The sequence below is a fragment of the Streptomyces sp. NPDC058464 genome (assembly GCF_042721035.1).
Lineage (GTDB): Bacteria > Actinomycetota > Actinomycetes > Streptomycetales > Streptomycetaceae > Streptomyces.
In genome coordinates this window covers 19594-34171 of record NZ_JBHXMA010000020.1, presented here as the reverse complement: position 1 = coordinate 34171, position 14578 = coordinate 19594, and the positions used below count along the sequence as shown (strand labels likewise).

General features: G+C 68.7%; 14 protein-coding genes. All 14 read left to right on the top strand.

The genetic code is table 11. The features are described 5' to 3' along the window. The first annotated feature begins 199 nt into the window (after window positions 1-199). The 14 genes from ACFWPQ_RS25315 to ACFWPQ_RS25250 all read left to right on the top strand — a co-directional run bounded on the left by ACFWPQ_RS25315 (window position 200) and on the right by ACFWPQ_RS25250 (window position 14129). Entirely contained in the window at window positions 200-751 is a 552-nt protein-coding gene (locus ACFWPQ_RS25315) for an ATP-binding protein (RefSeq protein ID WP_384038930.1), read from the top strand. Window positions 752-936: 185 nt separating this feature from the next. After that, window positions 937-1881: a hypothetical protein gene (locus tag ACFWPQ_RS25310; RefSeq protein ID WP_383717014.1), complete on the top strand. Its 945-nt coding sequence runs from the start codon at window positions 937-939 to the stop codon at window positions 1879-1881. 131 nt (window positions 1882-2012) lie between these two features. Beyond that, on the top strand, window positions 2013-3443 hold the full coding sequence (locus ACFWPQ_RS25305) for an amino acid permease (RefSeq protein ID WP_384039359.1): 1431 nt from the start codon (window positions 2013-2015) through the stop codon (window positions 3441-3443). 6 nt (window positions 3444-3449) lie between these two features. Continuing rightward, window positions 3450-4814 (top strand): glutamine synthetase family protein, encoded by a 1365-nt coding sequence (locus ACFWPQ_RS25300; protein ID WP_383717011.1) that lies wholly within the window; start codon window positions 3450-3452, stop codon window positions 4812-4814. 99 nt (window positions 4815-4913) lie between these two features. Further along, window positions 4914-5477: a MarR family transcriptional regulator gene (locus tag ACFWPQ_RS25295; protein ID WP_384038927.1), complete on the top strand. Its 564-nt coding sequence runs from the start codon at window positions 4914-4916 to the stop codon at window positions 5475-5477. Between the two features lie 297 nt (window positions 5478-5774). Then, window positions 5775-6188: a hypothetical protein gene (locus tag ACFWPQ_RS25290; protein ID WP_384038923.1), complete on the top strand. Its 414-nt coding sequence runs from the start codon at window positions 5775-5777 to the stop codon at window positions 6186-6188. Window positions 6189-6288: 100 nt separating this feature from the next. After that, window positions 6289-6729, top strand: a complete 441-nt coding sequence (locus tag ACFWPQ_RS25285; protein WP_384038920.1) for a hypothetical protein — start codon at window positions 6289-6291, stop codon at window positions 6727-6729. A 189-nt stretch (window positions 6730-6918) separates the two neighbouring features. Next, the gene (locus ACFWPQ_RS25280; RefSeq protein ID WP_384038917.1) at window positions 6919-7440 is read left to right on the top strand and encodes an NUDIX domain-containing protein; all 522 of its coding nucleotides are present in this window, start codon (window positions 6919-6921) and stop codon (window positions 7438-7440) included. A gap of 231 nt (window positions 7441-7671) precedes the next feature. Further along, complete coding sequence (locus ACFWPQ_RS25275) at window positions 7672-8697, top strand: radical SAM protein (protein ID WP_383716996.1); 1026 nt, start codon at window positions 7672-7674, stop codon at window positions 8695-8697. Continuing rightward, window positions 8694-9332, top strand: a complete 639-nt coding sequence (locus ACFWPQ_RS25270; RefSeq protein WP_384038914.1) for a dTMP kinase — start codon at window positions 8694-8696, stop codon at window positions 9330-9332. Before ACFWPQ_RS25275 ends, ACFWPQ_RS25270 begins: the two co-directional genes overlap by 4 nt. Continuing rightward, window positions 9325-9828 (top strand): hypothetical protein, encoded by a 504-nt coding sequence (locus tag ACFWPQ_RS25265; protein WP_384038912.1) that lies wholly within the window; start codon window positions 9325-9327, stop codon window positions 9826-9828. Before ACFWPQ_RS25270 ends, ACFWPQ_RS25265 begins: the two co-directional genes overlap by 8 nt. Further along, window positions 9825-10628, top strand: a complete 804-nt coding sequence (locus tag ACFWPQ_RS25260; protein ID WP_384038909.1) for an STM4013/SEN3800 family hydrolase — start codon at window positions 9825-9827, stop codon at window positions 10626-10628. The genes ACFWPQ_RS25265 and ACFWPQ_RS25260 overlap by 4 nt, the downstream gene beginning before the upstream one ends. 11 nt (window positions 10629-10639) lie before the next feature. Then, on the top strand, window positions 10640-11065 hold the full coding sequence (locus tag ACFWPQ_RS25255; RefSeq protein ID WP_384038906.1) for an NUDIX domain-containing protein: 426 nt from the start codon (window positions 10640-10642) through the stop codon (window positions 11063-11065). Between the two features lie 1543 nt (window positions 11066-12608). Next, window positions 12609-14129, top strand: a complete 1521-nt coding sequence (locus tag ACFWPQ_RS25250) for a hypothetical protein (RefSeq protein WP_384038904.1) — start codon at window positions 12609-12611, stop codon at window positions 14127-14129. Window positions 14130-14578 lie beyond the last annotated feature (449 nt).

Genomic DNA, 14578 nt, shown 5'->3' with positions numbered 1-14578 from the left:
GGATACCGCCATTGCTCCCGGGGACAACATCCCCCGCAAAGAAGCCACTTCAAAGCTACCCCGAGGCCACTTCAGTCGCCCGGGAGCGCCGAAGAAGCCATGTCGCAAGTCATGGCGGAGCGACCCGGGATGGGTGAACTCTGATCGCCTACTTCGCTGAGAGTGCTCGACCGAGCACAGAGGCCAGGGAGTCACCCGAATGCCCCCAAAACCTTCCGGGTTGGTCAGACCGCTTGAGGTACCACCGCCTCTGGTGCCCGTGCGATACCCCATGACGGCCGGCTTCGACATTGCGCTGCCTGCGGTCCCGGTGAGCGTCGAGCGGGCCCGACGGGTCGCACGGGCTTGGTGCCGCCATTGCCGCGTGCCGAACAAACTGGTCGACACCCTGCTGCTCCTCGTATCGGAGTTGTGCACGAACGCCGTTCTGCACGGCACATCCGAAACCGTCGGCGTGCGCGTCTGGATGCCGTCGGGCTTCGTGCTACGCATCGAGGTCGCTGACCACACCCCTTCCCCGGCACCTTCGGTGCAGCAACCGGACGCCGGCGCGGAGAACGGCCGCGGCCTGTTCTTGGTCGACGCCTTGGTGGCTGACGCAGGTGGCAGGTGGGGGTTCACCGCAGACGGCACCCGAGCGTGGTGCACGCTCGGCCTGCCCACGGAGGTCCCGTGCCCGGAGCCTGCCGCATTGGAACCTGATCGAGCCCCCTCGCTCCGAGACTCAGTGAAGCCCTACACCCATTTCTGATCCTCAAGGCCTCCCCCATGCCTGATTCCTTAGCGACTGGTGCCGTGTTCACACACTTCAACGCTCGCGGCGCCCCCGATAACATGCGTCTGATCGTCAGTCCCGTTGGTGCGGATGCTGACCTTCGTCACGCCTTACAGGACCTGCAGCTGGGGCGTTACCACGCCGCCCGGGACCTCCTCAGAATGACGGGCCACAATTGGGGGCTCAGGACAAGCCGCAGCCAGTTGCTGGCCGCCGGCGCCAGCGAGCCGGGCGTGTTCAAACTCTGGCTGGACGAGGACCCGGCCAACCCGGACGCGACCATGATGTGGGCGCGGGTGCTCACCCGGGCGGCGCTCGACGCATACCGCCGGGGCAAGAGCGAGGACGTGGTGAGGCGCGCGGCTCAGTGGGCCGCGCAGGCATGCCAGAGAGCTGCCGATCTGCTGCCCGCGTGTCCGGTGCCCTGGATCGACAAGATCCTGCTCGCGCAACTTCCCTTCCCGTCCCACCTGCTCGATCCGTACGCGCGGACCCGCCCAGAGCCGTGGGACAAGTTGCCCCCGGCGGCCGGTGGCCTTGATCACGGAATGCATCACCGCGGTCCCTGGCCCCTGCTGTGGGAGGTCAACGCCCGCCATCCGGGCAATCGCGAGGGCTACCACCGTATGCGCCAGTACTTCCAGACCGTCTGTAGTCCTGGGGCCGCGATGGAGTTCTCGTGCTGGATGCTCCTGTCAAAGCCGCCCAGCGCGGACCTGTGGCTGCTTCCCGTGTACGCCCTCGTGGACAAGTACCGCGTGGAGCACGGGGAGGACGGCGTGACGGGCAGGGAGACTTTCTGGCAGACCGCGAACGCCGGAGGCCACGCCGTCAGGGCCTACGGCAGGTGGTTCGCCGAGATCCCGCCCGACGAGTACCCGTGGGTGTCGATGTCGGACCTCAGCCACCTCGCCCACGCCCTGGTCGCGAACGGCGCAACCGACATGGCCGCCGAGGTGCTGCGAGCGATGGGCCCCTACGTCACTGCCCAGCCCTGGCAGGACGTCAACACGGTCCTGGGCCGCTACACGAACTGGCAGGACTGGTTCCTGACCGCCCGCGCGTCCACCCTGCGCCGCTCGCCCGCCAAACGAGCAGCCCCATAAGCCACCCGCCTTGGCGTTCAACGCCTCCCGTCTGTCCCGTCCCCCTTCCCTGATTCGAAAGTGGATCTCTGGTGTCTCACAGTCGCAGCAGACCGACCTCCGACGACGCCTTCCTGGCCGAACTCGGGATCATGCCTGAGTTGTCCCGCCGTACGAGCCCGTTCCAGAACTTCGCGATCAGCTTCTCGGTGATCTGCATCCTCGCCGGCGGCATGAGCCTGTTCGGGCTCGGCATGGGCACCGGCGGGCCCGTGGTCATGCTCGGGACCTGGGTCACCGTCGGCTTCTTCACCCTCCTCGTCGGGATGTGCCTGGCCGACGTGGTCTCCGCCTACCCGAACAGCGGCGGGCCGTACTTCATGGCCAGCAAGCTCGGCGGCGCCCGCTGGGGCTGGGTGACCGGCTGCCTCAACCTCCTGGGCCTGCTCGGCGCCATCGCCGGAATCGACTACGGCGCAGCGACCTTCATCGGCGCCTTCCTCCAGATGAAGTGGAACCTCACTCCCACCACCGGCACCACCATGGTGATCTTCGCGGCCATCCTGCTCGTGCATGGGCTGCTGAACTCCGCCGGTGTCCGCGTGCTCAACGCGCTGAACTCGATATCAGTGTGGTGGCAGCTCGGCGGCGTCGCCGCCATCGTCGGCGCGCTCATGCTCGCCCCGGCCCAGCACCGTTCTCCGTCCTTCCTGCTCACCTTCCACAACGAGACCGGCTTCACCAGCCCGGCCTACGTAGTGCTGATCGGTTCCCTCGTGGCCGGCTACACGTTCTGCGGATACGACGCCTCCGCCCACATCGCCGAGGAGACCACCAACGCCCAGGTCTCCGCACCCCGCGGCATCGTCCGCTCCATCGGGGTGTCCTGGGTGGCCGGGTTCATCCTCCTCGCCGGCATGCTGCTCGCCGTCCAGGACTACGAGGGCACGCTGAACACCCAGACCGGGGCCGCACCCGCGCAGATCTTCCTCGATGTCCTCGGCCGGACGGGTGCCGAGATTCTGCTGGTGGTCGTGATCATCGCGATGCTGCTGTGCGGCAACGCCGAGGTCGGGGCATCGGCCCGCATGGTCTACGCGTTCTCGCGGAGCCGGGCGCTGCCGGGGTGGCAGAGCTGGCGGCGGGTCAACGAGCGGACGAAGACGCCGGTGCGCGCCGTGTGGTTCTCGGTGATCGTGCCGTTCGTCCTCGCCCTGCCCGCCCTGTGGTCGGTCGCCGCCTACGGGGCCATCACCGCGATCAACGCCGTCGGGATGATTCCCGCCTACGGCATCCCCGTCTACCTCGCCCTGCGCAAGGGCACCGCCTACCAGCCGGGGGCGTGGACCCTCGGCGCCTGGCGCAAGCCGATCTCGGTCATCGCCTGTGTCTACGTCGTGGTCATCACCACGGTGTTCTGCCTGCCCCAGACCGCCAAGTCCTTCAACTACGCCGGCGTCACCCTCGCGATCGCGCTCCTGTTCGCCTGGGTCACCTGGCTGACCCGCGGCAGGACGGCCTACCAGCTCACCGCCGACCGCGCCGCCCAGCCCAGCGAATCCCTGCTGAACGAAAGCCTCTGACGCGTGATGACTACCGAGAGCATCCCTGCCGAAAGCGGCAAGCGCCTCACTCTGGACGACTTGGGGCCCCTCATACGACTCGGCACCGTCAGCACGGTGATGGTGGTCATCCCGGACATGCTGGGGCGCCTCAAGGGCAAGCGGGTGAGCGGCCTCGCTCTGCTCGAACGGCTCAGCGACGGCGACGGCACGCATGTGGCAGATGCCTGCTCCTACCTCCTGGCCACCAACGCCGACATGGACCCCCTGAGCGGCTTCGACCTGACCAGCTGGGACGACGGCTACCACGACATGCGCGTGGTGGCCGACTGGAGCACGTTGCGCGTGCTGCCCTACATGCCCGGCCTCGCCCTGGTGCACTGCGACGCCATGGACGACGACGGGGCGTTCATCGAAGTCGCCCCCCGCCAGATGCTGCGCCGGCAGCTGGAACGCCTCGCGGAACTCGGGGTCGAGGCGCGGCTCGGTCTGGAGAGCGAGTTCGTGCTCCACGGCGAGGACGGCCAGCCGGTCATGGACCGCAACATGGACTACGACCTCGACCACCCGCCCCGCGTGGCGGACTTCTTCGGCTACCTGGAACACGCGCTGCGGGATGCCGGAGTGCCGCCCGAAACCCTCAAGACCGAGGGCGGCAAGGGCCAGACCGAGATCACGTTCCGCTACGGCGACGTGATGAGGGCCTGCGACGACTACACGGTCTACAAGCACTGCGTGAAGCACCTCGCGCGGCGGTACGGGATGACGGCGTCGTTCATGGACTCGCCGGTCACCGGCGTGACCAGCGGCCTGCATCAGCACCTGTCGCTCTGGCGCGACGGTCAGCCGCTCTTCGCCTCCCGCTCACGCCGTGACCTGCCCACCGAGGCCCTGAGCCAGAGCATCGCCGGGCTGATCACCGCCATGCCGCACCTGGCGCCGCTGATCGCGCAGAGCACCAACTCCTACAAGCGGTTCGTGACGCCGCACTCGTTCGCTCCCCAGTTCATGAACTGGGGCACGGACAACCGCGGCTGCGCCATCCGGGTCACCGGCCACGGAGACGGCACCCATCTGGAGAACCGACTGCCCGGCGGCAGCGCCAACCCCTACCTGGCGGCCGCCGCCTCGCTCGCCGCCATCGCCCACGGCCTCGACGAGAAACTAACCCCGCCGCCCCCGTGCCTGGGCAACGCCTACACCGACGGCGAGTCCGCGCCCCTCCACGGCGACCTGTCCGACGCCCTCAGGGACTTCCAAAGCAACCGGCTCGCACACGAACTGCTCGGTACCGAGGTCGTCGTTCACTACAGCCGGGCGGCCCAGGCCGAGGTCGACAGGCAACGCAGCAAGGTCACCGACGTCGAACGCGAGCTCCTCAGCCTTGCGTGAGACCCCTGGTCCCCTACTCCCTGCCGCCGGGCACACCTCCTCGCCTGGCGGCAGGGAGGCACTCCACTCCACCCACAAGAAGACCTGCCCAGGAAGCCGATGACGAACGTTGCCGTACCGGCGGCCCCCCGCAGTGCGAGTCCGGATGCCGAGAGCACTGACGTATCGCCGCCCCGCGGACTGTCGAGCCGCCAGTTACAGATCCTCAACTTCCTCCGCAAGGTCAGCGCTGAGCAGGGCTTTCCTCCCACGATTCGGGAGATCGCCAAGGCGGTCGGACTCCGTTCAGGATCATCCGTCTCCTACCAACTCGACCGGCTAGAGGCGCGGGGGCTGATCGACCGCGCCAACGGACGCTTCCGCGGACGAGTCCTCGCCGGCACTGCATCGCCCCAGGAACGAGCCACGATGCAGGTCGTGGGCTGCCCCCTCCTGGACGACAGCAGCGACGAACACAGCGACGGGACAGACCTCGTTGTCGTCCTCAAGGTGCCGCTCGACCGCCACGCCAGGCGCGCCCTGCGCTCCGGCGCCCACCTGACCGTCCAGCAGCTCCCCGCAGCCGACAGCGATTCCACCTCTGTGGACGCGTCCCTCATAGGCCAGGTCATCGGCGTCACCCACCCCGTGAGCGGCACCTACCTGATCCCGACGGGAGGGTAGGCACCGATGGACTCGGCCCGGACAACGAGGGGCACCAGCCTCGGCGACGGGGTGGTCGCGGAAAGGCTGTACTGGCGTGGCAGGCCCGTGCCGTACATCACCCGGTGGACGGCGGAGTCCGTTCCCCAGCCGCGCGTTGTCCGCCACGTCACGCGAGCCGGCGAGGGGATCGGCTTCGAAGACGAAGACCCCCAAACCGATCGCCGCCACGGAATCCTGTCCATCCGGTCAGCTCTCGCCCCGGGCCGCGGGGAGCCAGATTTCCGCCTGGTCCATCCCCACCGGCAGCGGCGGGCGATGGCGCACAGCCTGTGCCAGGTGTGCAGCGGCCCGGCCAGCACCCGGGCGGACGGCCGCACCCTGTACCTGCTGGGCGGTGCGAGACCGATCGCCGAGGGCGAGACGACGGCCGCGCCCCCGGTGCATCCACCCTGCGCCATCGAAGCGACCGAGAGCTGCCCGCCGCTGGGACACGGGTATGCCATCGCGCTGGTGGAGCGCGCCACGCTGTACGGCGTCGCCGGCGTCATCCACGACCCCGAGACGCTGGCGCCGCTTCCTCACGTCGGGGCGCGGCCCGGCGAGCTCACCCACGTCGACATCGCCGCACCCGCCAGCCGCTGGACGCTCGCCAGCTTCACCGTGGTCAGCCTCCACGGCGTAGCGACGGTCAGCCCCGAGGAGCTGATGGCCTCCGTCAGGCCGACATAGGCCTCCGCCCCAGGTACATAGCCAGCTCCATCACCGCGAGTACGGAGCTGGCTCCCGATTTACGACGTCGTCCCGCCGAGACTCTCCTCAGGAGACACGCATGTCAGCCACTCCCGAATTCCGTACCCCACACAGCCTGTGCCGCTACACCCATCCCGCCATGAACGTGCTCGGCCTCACCCTGGTCGGCACTCTGATCTGGAACCGCCCAGCCCTCTTCGCGATCTTCGCCGTCGTCAGCGCCGCCGGGCTCATAACCGCCCTCGTCGTCGCCCGTGTCAGCCCCAGAACCTCCCGCGAGCCCAACTCCCCCGCCTGGACCTGGACCGCGATCACGATCGACTTCCTCGGCGTCGCAGGCGCCCTCGTCGCGCTCTACCCGCTCATCAGCGCGCCCGCTGTCGCCAGCCAACACGTGGTCTCCGGCCCGCACATGGCGACCGTCGCCTGCCTGGTCGGCGCGCTCCTCATCGCCAGCCTCTGGGTCTACGCACACATCCGCAGCGACCGCCCTGTGGCGGCACCTGCCGCCCCCCAGTAACGCGAACCCGGTACCGGTGTGCCCCCCACCGCCGACCGGCCCAATCCGCAACCGAACTCCTGTCCCCGAGCGGCTACTCAACTCCCGCTCGGCGACCGGGACAAGACTCCTCGGCCCCGGCCGTTGGCGACCACCACGGCCAACACGAGGGGGCTCAATCCGGCCAGCCACCTGCATGAAGGAGAGCTCATGTCCCACGGGCAAGACGTCAGTGACTGGTTCACGGACCCGCCGCCTCGCCGGGTGGGGGTTCATGCCCTGATCACCCGAGGCCCGAAGCTGCTCGGGGTCACCCGCCCGTACAGGCAGTCCATCTCCCAGTGGGGGCTGCCGGGCGGCTCGGTGGCCGCCAACGAACTCCGCCGTGCCGGACTGAGCCGGCACCTCGCCACGCGCCTGGGCCTCCAGGCGACAGCCGGCCGTCTGCTCGTGATCGACGACGTACCGGAGAAACCGGGGCAGCACCGGGAAGGCACCAACTACGTCTACCAGGTGGAGATCCCCGATGACGTCGAGCCGACCGTGACCGAGGTCGGCGGCTTCGGTGAAGCGAAGTGGATCGACCGCGACCAGCTGGGCCACTTCGCCGTCGCTCACTCCCTGCGGCGCATCCAGCAAAGCCTCCTGGCCGCTAAGACGGAACTGGTCGCCGAACTGTTCCTCGGCGACCCGCAATACGGCAGCCAAGCCGTCAGCGGTCCAGCCGCCTAGAGCTGGAATCGACGGGCGCCAGTGCCTCGCCAACTTCCGGCGATCGTGCTCGGCGCCACAAGCCGCCCACGCACCGCGGCGGTTTCGCCACCAGCTCCCGGCGCGGGCCTTCCATCACCGTGTTCCCCCACGGCACAGCGAATACCCGCACCGGGTCTCACCCCCTTCGCCCCTCCGCCTCCCCGATCGGGAGGCGGAGGGTCCGACCTCACGGATGGCTTGGAGGCCAGCATGCAAGAGCTGACCAGGCCGGTAGAAGCCGACGCCGTCGACTCCACGGCCCTGCAAAACTTCGTTGCTCTGCGCGGACAACTCCGCGTCTCCTTCACGCCGCGGTGCAACATCGCGTGCTGGTTCTGCCACAACGAGGGCGACGTCCCGCCCCCGTTGACGAAGGCGGACCGCTCCCTGCAACCGCGCCCCCGAGCACTGGATCCGGACGGCTACCTGACCTTGATCCGCGCCCTGATGGCCGCGGGACTCAAGCGCGTGTACTTCACCGGTGGAGAGCCACTGACGTCCTCCATGGCCCGGCCGGTTCTGGAAGGCCTGCCGGAGCAGGCCCCGGATGCCTCGTACACCCTGATCACCAACGGGACCCGCATCCGCACCCACCAGGCGTGGCTCGCGCGAACCCGCCTGGACAAGGTGAAGGTGTCGCTGCACTACTTCTCCGACGAGAGCCTGCGCGCCATCGCCGGCACCCGCATCACCATCGACACCGTCCTCGACGGCATCGAGGCGGCCCGGGAGACCTTCCCTCAGGTCGAGCTGAACACGCTCCTCCAACAGGAGAATGCGCACGAGGTGGCGCACATCCTCGACTTCGCTCTGGAACGGCGCCTGCCCGTGCAGTTCATCGAGCTCGTGGGCACCGACTTCAACGAGGCCCGAGCCTCCTCAGCTGTCTCGGCCGACGCCATCCTGGCCTACCTGCGCACGCTGACCTCGGACGAGCACGTCGAAATCGCCGGAGTCGGCCAGGGCCGGCGCGTCTTCCGCATCGACGGCGTCGAGATCGACGTCATCCATCGCGACCTCGGCCGCCACCACGTCGGCCAGTGCGGCACCTGCCCGCTGCGCAGCCAGTGCGTTGAGGGTTTCTGGGCCCTTCGCGTGGACCACAACGGCGGCGTACAGCCCTGCCTGCTGCGCGACGACCTGCGCCTGAACGTGGCCGATCTCCTCTCCGACCCGGACCGGCTGGCCGCGGCCGTCACCGGGCACGTCGCGTCATTCACCGAGGGGACGCTATGACCCGCACGCCGCCTCCGTACCAGCCCTTCTACTACGAGACCGAGCCGTACCCGGTCGTCGTCCTGGAAGGCGTCTCCGGCATCGGCAAGTCGACCCTGGCCGGCCTTCTCGCCAAGCGGCTGAATGCCTCTCGCATCCACACGCTGACCGAGCCGCACACCCGATGGTCCTCCACCGTCAACGCCGACCTGCGCTCGCTCCCCCAGTTCGCGTTCTACCTGTCCGGCGCTCTGCACACCTCCGACCGGATACGCCAGGCCTGCGCTCACGGCCCGGTCGTGGCAGACCGCTACCTGTCGTCCGTCATCGCCTGCCACGCCGCCGTCCACCGCGTGCCCGTCGACGCCGTCACCGCTCTCCTGGAGCCTTTCCGCTACTACCTGACAGCGCCCACCCGCACCTACTACCTGCGCTGCTCGGAGGACGCGCTGCGCGAGCGGATGGCCGTCAAGACGGACGTGAAGAGCGACGACACCGACCTGCTCAATGTGCCCGATCGGCTCTCGCGGCTGCTCGCCAACTTCGCCCGAGTGGCCGAGAAAGACGACACCGCGGTCTGGCTCGACACCGACGACAAGTCGCCGGAGGAGCTGGCCGACTGGGTCACCGCTGATTTGGAGCGCCGCCTTGATTAACCGCATCGACACGGCCGCCGTCATCCGTGACGGCGGCGCCGTCGGACAGTACCCAGGTCAGATCCACGAAGGCGTCGGTTGGTGGCTCGGCGCCTGCCTCGTGGTCACCGCCAAGGCCTCTCGCCTCGCTGTGGCCCACGACGGTCACCCGGTCAGCGCCGAATTCGCTGACCGCCTGTGCCAGGGCGCGATCAACGCCCAGCACTACGCCTGCACCGTCCGCTACCTCGGATGGCAGCCCAAGGAGGAACTCCTGGCCGAACTGAGCGCCATCGAGGCCCCAGGTGCGTGGCTGTCCTCGGAGACCGCCGGTGACGTCACCACCGTACGAATCCGCCTGTACACCGCGCAGGGCACAGTCCTGGACAACACCAACGGACTCACGGCCATCCGCAGCCTCATCGACCAGGACCGTGTACCCCGTCCCGTGAACTCCCGGGCCAAAGGCACGATCGAGCCGTGGCCCCCCGTTCCGGCCGCCGGAGGCCGCTCGTGATCGACGCAGCGCAGATCATCGACTCGGGCACCAACATCCTGTTCGTGACGTTCGACTCACTGCGTCACGACGTCGCCCACACCACGGTGGAGAACGGCCGTACTCCCCGCCTCGCCAGGCTGCTGCCCGGCGGGCAGTGGGAACGACGCCAGACACCCGGGACGTTCACCCTGCCCGCGCACATGGCGTTCTTCTCCGGCTTCCTGCCCAAGCTGCCACAGCCGGAGCAGCCGAGCCGCCTGTGGGAATGCCGTCCGCCGGCCTTCAAGGAGGTTCCCCCCGAGACGTTCATATTCGACGCCCCGAACCTCCTCGATGGCCTCGCCGTGCATGGGTACCGCACGGTGTGCGTGGGCGGAGTCACCTACTTCTCCGCGGGGACGCCGCTCGGCTCGGTGCTGCCGACCATGTTCCATGAGGCGCACTGGCGGCCCGAGTTCGGCTCTCCCGAGCCCGACTCCACCCGCCACCAGGCGGACCAAGCCCTCGGCATCGCCGACCGGTACGACGGCCGGCAGCCGCTGTTCCTGTTCGTCAACGTCTCCGCCACACACGTCCCCCACGGTCACTATCTGGACAGCAGCACCGACAGCACCGCCTCGCAGGCCGCAGCGCTCGCCTACGCCGACGCTCACGTGGGCCGACTGCTCGACGGGCTGTCCGCCTGCGGGCGGTGGCTGGTCATCATGTGCGCCGACCACGGGGACGCCTACGGCGACGACGGATACCACGGCCGTGGTATCGCCCACCCAGTGGTGTTCAATGTGCCTTTCGCCGCCTGGGTACATGCCGGCCGTTAGGCTCATCCGGCATGAGCACCGAAGTGATGCGAGACGCCTCCGTAGTTGTGGCTCGCGACGCACAGGGTCTGGTAGCCCTGCTGAGCGCCGACTTCCCCAACCACGGGGGCGAGTTCCTCTTTCTCCCCGGTGGCCGCCGTGAGCCCGGCGAAGACCCGCTTGGGTGCGCCCGCCGCGAACTCCGCGAGGAGGCAGGAGTCACCGCAGAAAGGTGGCGCCCACTCGGCGCGTACGCGATCACTCTCGGCTCTACGGCGCGGGTCCATCTGTTCGAGGCCCGTGAACTCACGCTCGGCGCGCAAGAGCTCACCGAGACGGAGCAGGACTTCAAGCTCATGTGGTGGCCGATGGACGACGCGGTGCAGGCCGCTCACGAGGGGCGTTTCCTCCTGCCCGCCGGACCACTGGCTCTCTTTCTGGCCAACCACGCGACCTAATTCCTTTCCAACAGCCCCCGGGCGTCAGGTCGAGTCACCAGGGTGTTCGAGCAGTGAGGGCTGTCACCGCCTACTTCGAGCCGGGCCCGTGATGCCTCTGGTCAGGGCATGTGGGCCGTCCTCCTGCTTGTGGTGGTGACGGTCGTGTGGGCGTCGAGCGGACGTCTTCACGCGACCTGGTCAACAAGACCTACTCAGAGAACGGCGGCGCTCGGCGTCTTCGCGGCCGCCACCACCACAGCAGAATCCCGCAGCACCTCGGCGCTGCCCCACCCACACGCCCCCACACCAGTAGAGGCCGCCACCCCCGACAAGGGATTCCTTCCGAGGCGCCGGTACGCCGTTCTTGCCACGGTCCCGCATATGACGCTGGCTGCACATCACGCTGTGGATCTACGCCAGGAATCGCTGGACGGAGTGCTGGAGTGTGCGGAGCGGTCGCTCCAGGTGCGTCTCGCACCGGAAACCGTGGTCCGCAAGCGCTGGACCGTCGGGCTATGCCGGCTGCCAAGTTGGCGGTCACGACGGGAATGTGGCTACGGGAGTTCACCTGTCTGCTGGATATGGCGTTGCCCGGTCGGTTGCGGGGCGGTACGGCGGTGCCGGTGACGTTGCAGGCGATCGCGAAGTTCGGTTTCCCGCGGGTCGGATGGTGCAGCAGATGGCGTTGCGCTCACTGGCGCTGTACCGCCGTACGTAGCGCTCGGCGGCGGTTGCCCGCAGCGGGCCGGTGCTGCGGCGGCGGGCGGACCTGTTCGTGGTGGACGACGCCGATGTGCAGGGGATGCGGCTACCGGGGCAGGTGCGCTGGCAGCGGCGATGCCGGCGGGTCTCAGGAACACGATCAGCGAGGATCACATCCGGCCCTCTCAAGAGAGTTCCCAGGGCCCCGGGCCCGCGCCGCAGGCTCCCCAGTGGAGTCCCGCCGGATAGCCAGATGGCACACGCCCAGCCCTGTCGCCGACTGGACTGAGGCGTCGGCGGAGTCGCACTCAAACTCCTTGCTCACCTCGGGACGAGCTGCGCAACCAGAGCTGCCCTCAGCGACCACGACACAACTCCTTGGCCACCCATGACGAGAACGCTATTCTCACAGACTGCAATCACTGCTGCCAAAACGGCTCAATCGGGCTCCGCCGTATGGATGGCGTGGAGGAGAAACGACGTGAGACACACGAGCACAGCCAGAAGCGGGATTGGCCACCTCAAGACGGTGCTGCTGTCCGCCACCGCACTTGTTCTTCTGTCCGCGCAGGCAGCACCGGCGGCCACGTCCGCCCCGTCGGCCGTAACCAAGGGCAGCGTACGACTGCCCGCGGCCGCTGACATCAGCGAGCTCCCCCTCCCGCCGACAGCTCCCTCTGCGGCCCCCGGTTCGTGCACGACCACGGTGAACCCGCACCGGACCGGGTGCGTCTCAGCCGCCTGGGGTGCGTTGGGGTCGCCGGGCTTCTTCTCGGACCCCCGCTACGTGCTGCTCGGAGTGAACTTCGCCGGCGCCCCTCCCGCGCCGGATCCGGCGAATGTCTACAGCGGGCCCCAGGTGTTACTGGTCAGAACCGATGGCACCACCTTTTCCAACGGGGACGGCTGGAAGTGCCTGACCTGCGGTGTGCCGGCCGCCAACCGGCAGGACATCGACACCGCCAGCTACACCTATCCGCCGCCGTACGCGTTTCCCGGCGACCGCCGGGTGCTGGTCGGCAACGGGGTCCTGGACTGCGGCAGGCACCAGGTGACCGACCCCCGTTGCACGCCGGACCGCATGCACATCTACCCGATCGAGCTGGGCGGCCGGCCGCTCGGCGGAACCATCGGCGGCGGCCAGACCCGTGAGTGGCGGCTCAATCCGGACGGGGTACACCTGGGCTGGAACACCGCCGTCGTGGACAACGGCGCCTACGACGAGTTCGGCTCCGTAGGTCGACTGGAGTTCGACAGGGCCGCCGGACGCTACAACCTCACGCACGTCACCTTGCTGTACAACGGCGCCCCGCAGTACCAGCCCTACGTCGTGGAGCGCGGAAACCGGCTGAGGTTCAACCCGGCGGGGATGATCGGGGAGTTCCGGGGCTGGACCAGTGACGGGAAGGCGGCTCTGGGCGTGCAGTCGTACGAGTCGGACAGCGTAGACGCGTGGGCAACCTCGCTGGCCACGGGCCGGTCACGCCCGCTGACCCGGCACGCCGAGTACACGGATCCCATGTTCATGTCCCCCGACGGCCGGTGGCTGATCGCCGAAGAGGTGGTGGGATCCGGCCGCCTCGACTTCATCTCCGGGATGGAGGGCATCCCGCCGATCACGGACCAGCTGCCCACCACCGGCCATATCTCGGGCATCCGCAACAACGGAGAGCGCCGGTTCTTCCTCCCCTACCTCGTCCACGCGGCCGACGGCCGCGGCGTCCCGATCGACCCGGGGGCTGATCCCGCCTGGAACGCCGGTGCCGACCCGGTGTGGCTGGCGGACAGCACCGCGGTGGTGTGGCCGGAGAACCTGGTGACCTCGCCCGCGTGCGGCGGCGCCAACCCCCTGCCCTGCCCGGTGTCCACCGAGCCCGGCGGCCGCCACAGCCGGGTCATGATCGCCCGGTTCCCCGAACTCCACCCGGGTCGGGCCACCCCGCCGGCCCCGATCTCCGACTCCGTCCCCTGGGGCACCCCGTACACGGCGGGCCAGGCGTTCCCGACCCGCGCACACCTGCCCGCAGGCAGCTACACGTTGCCGGGCAAGTCCCACGGAACAGCCGACGTGGTGATCACCGCAGACGCCTCGAACGCGCTGATCACGAAGATCCAGGTCAGTTACCGAGACTTCAGCGACAACGGCACGGACGTCGTCAACGGCACGGAAAGCGCCGAGCGGGGCAGCGACACCACGATCAGCTCCGTGACCTGGCACGAGAACCTGGGACTGTCCGGACGGCACACCGGCACCAAGGTGACCGGACCCGACGGGTTCGCTCTGTCACCACGTGCGCTGGGGAACTACTTCGACGCCACCGGCACCATGACGACCACGATGGACGGACAGACGTGGACCCAGCCGGGCAACGGCGACTGACACCACGGTTCTGTCGGTGGAGTGCGGGTGGCCGATCCGGTCGACCGGCTGCCCGCGCACGGCGGCCTGACTCGCCGAATGACACCTTTTGTCGGGCTTGCTCCTGCTCCATGGCAGCCTCTTTCAAGGGCATCCATGACCTCCTCGCCGATGCGCATCCCGGCTGCGTCGTGGCGGGCAAGGGCAGTCGTGGAGCCCACGCCGGCCAGGGACAGGTCCGCCTGTCCCCGGCGGGCGACGTCGGCGATCAGGCCTTCGAGCCGTGCGATGAAGACGCCGGCGTTCCTCCACACCCAGAAGCGGTCGCAGGCAGTAGGCCACGGGTCACACTCGCCGGGTGTCTCCCGCCGCCGGCTGCTGGTGCGGAGCCGCCAGATCGCCTCCTCGAACTGATCCCGCAGTCACTCGGGGTACGGCCCGTACTCACCTCTCGGCACAGGTGACACCCC

Coding starts and splice junctions, on each gene's coding strand:
- ACFWPQ_RS25315 (WP_384038930.1), top strand. CDS start 200: ATGCCCCCAAAACCTTCCGGGTTGGTCAGACCGCTTGAGGTACCACCG.
- ACFWPQ_RS25310 (WP_383717014.1), top strand. CDS start 937: ATGACGGGCCACAATTGGGGGCTCAGGACAAGCCGCAGCCAGTTGCTG.
- ACFWPQ_RS25305 (WP_384039359.1), top strand. CDS start 2,013: ATGCCTGAGTTGTCCCGCCGTACGAGCCCGTTCCAGAACTTCGCGATC.
- ACFWPQ_RS25300 (WP_383717011.1), top strand. CDS start 3,450: ATGACTACCGAGAGCATCCCTGCCGAAAGCGGCAAGCGCCTCACTCTG.
- ACFWPQ_RS25295 (WP_384038927.1), top strand. CDS start 4,914: ATGACGAACGTTGCCGTACCGGCGGCCCCCCGCAGTGCGAGTCCGGAT.
- ACFWPQ_RS25290 (WP_384038923.1), top strand. CDS start 5,775: ATGGCGCACAGCCTGTGCCAGGTGTGCAGCGGCCCGGCCAGCACCCGG.
- ACFWPQ_RS25285 (WP_384038920.1), top strand. CDS start 6,289: ATGTCAGCCACTCCCGAATTCCGTACCCCACACAGCCTGTGCCGCTAC.
- ACFWPQ_RS25280 (WP_384038917.1), top strand. CDS start 6,919: ATGTCCCACGGGCAAGACGTCAGTGACTGGTTCACGGACCCGCCGCCT.
- ACFWPQ_RS25275 (WP_383716996.1), top strand. CDS start 7,672: ATGCAAGAGCTGACCAGGCCGGTAGAAGCCGACGCCGTCGACTCCACG.
- ACFWPQ_RS25270 (WP_384038914.1), top strand. CDS start 8,694: ATGACCCGCACGCCGCCTCCGTACCAGCCCTTCTACTACGAGACCGAG.
- ACFWPQ_RS25255 (WP_384038906.1), top strand. CDS start 10,640: ATGAGCACCGAAGTGATGCGAGACGCCTCCGTAGTTGTGGCTCGCGAC.